This window comes from Chryseobacterium sp. C39-AII1, assembly GCF_039672645.1.
GTDB lineage: Bacteria > Bacteroidota > Bacteroidia > Flavobacteriales > Weeksellaceae > Chryseobacterium.
In genome coordinates, this window is the sequence record NZ_JBDFPQ010000026.1 from 22,986 (window position 1) to 30,118 (window position 7,133).

Sequence of the window (7,133 nt, forward strand, 5' to 3'; positions counted from 1 at the left end):
ATGGTTGATTATATAATTATTTGTAAACTGTAAATCACATGATATGAAAAATGAAGTTTTAATAAGAGATGATGAAAAAAAGCAAATTCAAAAACAATATATTTTAGTGGGATTAGGTCCTCATGCAAAACGTATTTATTATCCTTTTCTTGAAAAATATCAAAATAGATACGGAATTAAATTAAGATTATTGATTGAATTAGATTCGCAACGAGACAATATTCAAGGATTTATTTCTTCTCGTTCTTTAAAACCAGAAGAAATTTTTTTGATTGAAGATAATGCTAAAAATAGATTAGGTAGGTTTTTAGATAAAATACTTTTGAATAAACTTGAAAACATAATCAATAATGAGAAAATTGATGGGATAATAATTTCCACAGAGCCTAAGTCACATAAGATTTATGCAGATTGGGCAATGAAAAGTAACATTAATATACTAATGGATAAACCAATTACTGCTCCTGTTGATTCTATTACGAACCCTAATTCTGCCATGAAAATATTTTCAAATTATCAAGATTTGAAAAGGAAGAAACAAGATTCAGATTCAAAATTTTATATTGTTTGCCAAAGGAGAAATCACGAAGGTTTTATTTTTGTTAAAGACTACTTGTTGAAGTTTGTTGAAGAATTTCAAATACCCATATCTTACATTGGGATATATCATTCTGATGGTACATGGAATCTTCCGCATGAATTTGAAAAGGAAAACCATCCATATAAATATGGCTACGGAAAATTAATGCATTCTGGTTATCATTGTGTTGATCTTTTTGCTTGGATATTAGAGGTTAATAACTCTTTAAAAGACAGAAGGGCTAATTCTGGAAAAATCTACACTTCAAAATTTAGACCTAATGATTTTTTTAACCAACTTAGTATTGAAAACTATAAAAAGTTTTTTGGAAGTACAGAAATACAGAAGTTTTATGAAAATTATGACAGAAATGAATATGAAAAATATGGAGAAATTGATGCATATATTTTAGGTCAGTTGCTTCAAAATCAAAATGTAATAACCACAGCATCAATTATTTTACAACAAAACACATTTTCGAGAAGGTCTTGGTTTGATTTACCTGAAGATACTTATAAAGGAAATGGTAGATTGCGACATGAAAGAGTGAATATTCATGTGTCACAGTTCCTAAATATTCAAATACATTCTTACCAGTCTTACGAAGCTGGGCATAAAGATATAGATCTTGAAGGGGTAGGTAATGAAGATCATTTTGATATATATATATTTAGAAATAATAAAATTATTGGTGGAAAATCCTTTGAAAAAATATCTGTTGGAGAGTCAATGAAAAAACAAAATTTAAATGATGAACACTATCTTGGGCACAATGAAAAGGGACGAGAAATTACTTTAGTTAATTTTTTAGAAAATAATTGTGATAATTCCGAATTTGAAAATCATGAATTAACCAATAAGCTATTATCAAATATATATTTATCTATGGCAAATGAGTTTTGCTCAGGAAATTCAAAAATTACGTTTAATTTATAAATTCAAAAACATTGAAGATTTAAAATTAATATAGAAGAAGGTAATTGTTGTTATAACAGTAAAATAACCCTATAAATCTAAAATTTAGGGATAAATATCCTTATTGATAAACTGTAAAATGTATTTTTTTGAACTAAAATACCTGACTTTTATCATTAAATTTCAAAAACTTTGCTAAGTTAATATACATAAAATTTAAAAATATCATATATGTTTGATTAATTCATAAAGTGTAACATTTCAGTAGGTTTTAATCTTTTTATTTACTAATTATAATTGAAAATTTAAGTTATTGTTAATTATTTAATAAAATAGTTTTTCTGCAATAAGGCTAACTAACACTTGTTAGTGTTGTAAATAATTGTATGTTTGAAAGCGAAGCATTGAGAAAAACAAAAATTAAATACTAATGGATAAAAAGATAACGCAATTATTAGTGGCTGTGGGCTTGCTGTCGACTTTTCAGATTGCGGCTCAACAAAATACTGGTCAGAAACTTCCATCTGATTCGCTTTCGATCATTCAGACTAAAACTTCGGAACTTAAAAAAGAACCTGCTGTTAAAGTCAGTTTTTATGGATTCATAAGGCATGATGCCTTTTACGATACCAGACAGAATATTGGCGCAGGAGAAAACATTGTTCCGTTATATCCGAGAGATAGAGCACTAGACATCAATGGAGTTGATATTAATGACGCTCCGAAATTCCACATGCTTTCTGTAGTTTCCCGCGCAGGAATCAATGTAAAAGGTCCGGAAGTTTTAGGAGCAAAAACAAACGGGATTTTAGAAGCTGAATTTTTCGGTGCGACAGAAGGAGGAATAAACGAATTAAGGCTTCGTCATGCCTATGTTACTTTAGACTGGGAAAAAACACAGTTGGGAATAGGGCAGTATTGGCATCCGATGGTGATTCTCGATTGTCTTCCGAACGTGGTAAATTACAGTACAGGTTCGCCGATTTTTGCTTTAAATAGAAATCCACAGATCCGTTTAACCCAAAAGCTAAATGATAATTTTAAAGTGATTGCAGCGATCAATTCGCAACGTGATTTTACTCCAAATACAACGCCTTATCGAGATAGTGGGGTTCCTTCTTCCCATTTACAGTTTCAGTATAAATCTGCAAAATTCGTGGCAGGTATTGCCGGGCAATACGAAGTTTTAAGACCTCAATTATCTTCAGGGAATCCTCCGATTGTCAATAAAGAAACGGTAAAAAGTTTTACGGCTTTGGCTTATGCAAGGGTTATTACTAAACCTTTAATGATCAGTGCTTCTGCAATGATGGCACAAAATGCAGCTTCTTTGGTGATGCTCGGTGGTTTTGTAGGTTATTCAGCCCCGGGAACGTATGATCTGTACCGAACAATGAATACTAGAAGTGCATGGATTGATTTTCAGCAAACAACCGACAAGAAAGTCGCTTTCGGTTTATATGCCGGAATCGTAAAAAATATGGGAGCTGATGATCCAGTGGAAGGAAGAACAGCCACAACGTATGGAGTAACTTCATCATGGGGAGCAGTTTCCGCAACACCAAGTGGACGAAGTGTCGATCAGCTTTGGCGCGTAGTACCAAGAGTGGATTGGTCTTTAAGCAAAACAATTAAGCTAAGATTTGAGGTTGAAAATACCGTGGCAAAATGGGGCGATGCACAAAGCAACGGGCGGGGAGTCGGGAATGAATTTAATGCCAGAAACAACCGCTTCCACCTTGCGACCTTCTTTATGTTCTAAAATGATCTTTAAAATAAAAACGAAAAACTACTATGGATATTACTACACAAACTCCTCCTAAAAATAACATCCTGACGGTGATTATTGCGTCCTCCGCAGGCACGCTTATCGAATGGTATGATATGTTTTTGGCCATTATTCTGGCAGGTTCTCTCTCGGTGAATTTATTTCCGTCCGAAGGTTCTCACTTTTTAGAAACGCTTGCTGTTGTGGCTTCGTCATTCATGTTTCGTCCGATTGGCTCGCTTATTTTCGGAAACATCGGAGATAAGATCGGGAGAAAATATTCTTTTCTATTATCCTTGATTTTAATGGGAGCTTCTACGTTTTTAATTGGCTGTATTCCCAACTTTGGAAGTATTGGCTGGGCAGCGCCGATTTTACTGTTAGCCTGCAGATTAATGCAGGGATTGGCGATCAGTGGTGAGTATGCAGGAGCGGTGATTTATGTGGCAGAACATGCTCCGGCAAATAAAAGAGGCTTTTATACAGGCTTTATTCAGGCAACGGTTCCCATCGGATTATTGGTTTGCTTAAGTGTGATTTTTACAACAAGAAGTTTAATGACAGAAGCAGATTTCAATAGTTTCGGATGGAGAATTCCGTTTTTGTTAAGTTCTGTTTTGGTATTATTGAGCTATTTCGCAAGAAAAAAACTTCATGAAAGTCCGGTTTTTGAAGAATTGAAGAAAGCCGGAAAAACGAGTAAATCTCCAGTAAAAGAAGCATTTACCACAAAAGGAAATGTAAAATTAATGCTTAAAGCTATTTTCGGAGGAAATGCTGCGCAGAGTTCTGTGATGCAGACCAGTTTATTCGTAACACTTTTCTTCATGCAGCGTGCCGTGAAAATTGAAGATACTACGGTATTGTTGATTACGGGTGTTGTAACGTTATTTAGTGCTTATTTTTACCAGTATTTTGGGGCATTGAGTGATAAAGTTGGGCGAAAAAAAGTATTGATCAGCGGATTGGTTGCGAGTTTAATTTTAATTCCCGTTTCATTTTATCTTTTCATGAAAATCGGAAATCCGGATAGTCTTACTGAAGTTCATTCTATCAGTACAGCCGCAACGTTGAAAATTATGGGAATCAGCTTTTTGCTTTCTGTAGCAGGAGCGGCAACTTATGGTCCGCTAGGTGCTTTTATGCTGGAGATTTTCCCTACCAAAATTCGTTATACAAGTATGGGATTTGCTCAGAATATGGGAAATGGATTCATTGGTGGTGCCACAACTTTTGTGACTGAATTTATCAAAACATCATTTGTGGTAAGTGCTGCTTTGACGCCTTTTATCGGTTTGGCTTATCCAATTTTACTCGTGGTTATTGCCATCATTGTAAACGTAACATTAGTTCCGGAAACATATAAAACCGATCTTTCGGAAGAAGATGCGTTAAATTTGAATAGTAACGAATAAAAATGTTTTAAAGTAAATATTTTAAAAATTAGAATATTATTGATGAAAACGGATTATATTTAAAACTTTAAATGACTAATATTAACCGCAGTGCAAATATTTTTATTTGTGCTGTTTTTTTATTCTAAGTTTATAAATTTGCGTTTCTATAATAAATGGTTATCTTTCATTTTTGCTATCTATGAAAATCAATACAATAAAATTACTGTTCCTGCTTAGTTCCTTTGCGGCGGTCGGAAACTCGTGTTCCGTTCAGAATAATGCTGTAAAAGGATCAACTCCTACTAAAAATCAACCTAAATCTAATAATAATTCAGCGCCAAAACCTCCTCTTGCGACTACAAAACCTAATATTCCGCCACAGGCAGAGGAAATTTTCCGAACTAATCTTCCTGAGATTAAAAGAGAATTTCGTGGCGCGTGGATTGCCAGTGTTGCGAATATCAATTGGCCTTCAAGAAATAATTTAACGGTTGATCAGCAAAAAGCTGAAGCTATTTCTATGTTGGATATGTTAAAAGATAATAATTTCAACGCGGTAATTTTTCAGGTAAGACCTTCGGCAGATGCTTTGTATACAAGTAATAGTGAGCCTTGGTCATACTTTTTGACGGGTGAAACAGGAAGAGCGCCTTATCCCAATTATGATCCTTTGCAATTTTGGATCGAAGAGGCTCACAAAAGAGGGTTGGAGCTTCATGTTTGGCTAAATCCTTACCGTGCACATCATACCAATGGCGGCTCTCCAAACAGTTTGTCGATGGCGAATAAGCTTTCGGATATTGTGGTAAGATTAAAGAACGGAATGTATTGGTTTGATCCTGCCAATCCTAAAACACAAGGTCACGTTTCGAATGTCGTAAAAGATATTGTGAAAAGATATGATATTGATGCCGTGCATTTTGATGATTATTTTTATCCTTATGCAACTTATAACAAAGGAGCCGATTTCCCGGATAGTGCAAGTTGGAATGAGTATCTACGAAATGGCGGAACGTTAACAAGAGCCGACTGGAGAAGAGAGAACGTAAATAAATTTGTTGAAAGAATTTATAAAGAAATCCACGCAGAGAAAAGCTATGTGAGATTCGGGATCAGTCCGTTTGGAATCTGGAAACCAGGTTATCCTGCTGGTGTTGTGGGATCTTCTCAATATGACGAATTGTATGCAGATGCCAAATTATGGCTGAATAAAGGTTGGGTAGATTATTTCTCACCTCAATTATACTGGCCGATAGAGTCTAAAGGGCAGCCTTTTGAAGGGCTATTGAACTGGTGGAAATCTGAAAATACAATGAACCGTCACCTTTGGCCAGGCTTAAATACGGTTGAGATCAAAACGTCTGACCGCCCTACAGAAATTAAAAATCAGATTGAAATTTCAAGACAGGTACTAGGAAAAGATGCCGGTGAAGTACATTGGAGTATTGCAGGTTTAACGAAAAATGCAAATATGCTTCCTACCTTGAAAAACGGTCCGTACAAAGAAAAAGCGTTGGTTCCGAAAACTTCTTGGCTGAAAGCAACACCTTTGCAGACTCCGACAGTTTTTACCAATGACTCCGGAAATTTTGTACAGGTAAGCTGGAGCAATAAAAATATAAAAGATGTTTTCCAATGGGTGCTTTTCACACAATATAACGGGGTTTGGGAAACTGAAATTCTGACTTTGGATACACTTTCAAAAGAAGTTCCGAAGTTTAAAGACGGCAAAAAACTGAATGGTGTAGCCATTAAAGCGATCGACAGATTAGGAAACGAAAGTGACTATCTTGCGAAGAAAATTAAATAGACTTTAGAATTTTATTCAATATAAAACCGGTTCATAAGAGCCGGTTTGTTTTTTTAATGAATTGATTATCGTAGTAATGTGAAAATTTCAACTTCACTACTTGACTCTTTTTACTTTTAACTTTTTACTTCCTTTAATTAGCGTTTGCACAATCCAAATCTGGACATAAGAATGACTGAATATCGGTGAGATTCAGCAGCCCGGAATCTGCCAAAGAGCAAAGAAGTTTGCAGACAGGATCTAACAATCCGTTTCCTGAAACTGTTTTCATTTCGTTTCTGTTGAGTTTTTTTACATTTTTCATGATTATTATTTTTGAGTTGATTAATACTATTTAAAAATAACAATAATTAATTTAAAGTAAACCAGTTAATTATGAATTTAAAACCGCTCGAAAAAATTCCCCTCATCTGAAGGGGTGGTTCATGAAGATAAGTGATAAATAATCAATGATAATTAGTCAAATGTACTTCATAATTAAACTTTTTAATTTCAAACTCTGAAAATATTTCCCAATACTTATACGACAACAACGATAGCCCCGATGTTCTATGTTAAATTGCAAATTATTTAGGTTAAAATTTTAAAGTTTTTTTGATAATCCGGTTGATATTTCGTCTTATTCTTCACCACTCCAAAACAGATTCTCAAAAGTTTATTACA

5 protein-coding genes are annotated in these 7,133 nt (G+C 34.3%); 4 read left to right on the forward strand and 1 reads right to left on the reverse strand.

Annotated elements, in window-relative coordinates; translation table 11 throughout:
• Window positions 1-43: 43 nt before the first annotated feature.
• From ABEG63_RS20880 to ABEG63_RS20895, 4 genes are all read left to right on the forward strand, one after another.
• Entirely contained in the window at window positions 44-1,516 is a 1,473-nt protein-coding gene (locus ABEG63_RS20880) for a Gfo/Idh/MocA family oxidoreductase (RefSeq protein WP_346587345.1), read from the forward strand.
• A gap of 409 nt (window positions 1,517-1,925) precedes the next feature.
• Window positions 1,926-3,257, forward strand: a complete 1,332-nt coding sequence (locus ABEG63_RS20885) for a DcaP family trimeric outer membrane transporter (protein ID WP_346587347.1) — start codon at window positions 1,926-1,928, stop codon at window positions 3,255-3,257.
• A gap of 32 nt (window positions 3,258-3,289) precedes the next feature.
• Window positions 3,290-4,678 carry an MFS transporter gene (locus ABEG63_RS20890; RefSeq protein WP_346587349.1) on the forward strand — a complete coding sequence of 463 codons (1,389 nt, stop codon included), beginning with the start codon at window positions 3,290-3,292 and terminating at the stop codon, window positions 4,676-4,678.
• 181 nt (window positions 4,679-4,859) lie between these two features.
• The gene (locus ABEG63_RS20895) at window positions 4,860-6,470 is read left to right on the forward strand and encodes a family 10 glycosylhydrolase (protein ID WP_346587351.1); all 1,611 of its coding nucleotides are present in this window, start codon (window positions 4,860-4,862) and stop codon (window positions 6,468-6,470) included.
• A 133-nt stretch (window positions 6,471-6,603) separates the two neighbouring features.
• Here ABEG63_RS20895 and ABEG63_RS20900 read toward each other — a convergent pair whose 3' ends face one another.
• A complete protein-coding gene (locus ABEG63_RS20900) occupies window positions 6,604-6,774 on the reverse strand; it encodes a hypothetical protein (protein WP_326983878.1) in 171 nt (56 codons plus the stop codon).
• Window positions 6,775-7,133: the final 359 nt, after the last annotated feature.

What these genes read in the sequence shown, in the direction of transcription:
- ABEG63_RS20900 (WP_326983878.1), bottom strand. Translation starts at nt 6,774, where the DNA reads ATGAAAAATGTAAAAAAACTCAACAGAAACGAAATGAAAACAGTTTCA.
- ABEG63_RS20890 (WP_346587349.1), top strand. Translation starts at nt 3,290, where the DNA reads ATGGATATTACTACACAAACTCCTCCTAAAAATAACATCCTGACGGTG.
- ABEG63_RS20880 (WP_346587345.1), top strand. Translation starts at nt 44, where the DNA reads ATGAAAAATGAAGTTTTAATAAGAGATGATGAAAAAAAGCAAATTCAA.
- ABEG63_RS20885 (WP_346587347.1), top strand. Translation starts at nt 1,926, where the DNA reads ATGGATAAAAAGATAACGCAATTATTAGTGGCTGTGGGCTTGCTGTCG.
- ABEG63_RS20895 (WP_346587351.1), top strand. Translation starts at nt 4,860, where the DNA reads ATGAAAATCAATACAATAAAATTACTGTTCCTGCTTAGTTCCTTTGCG.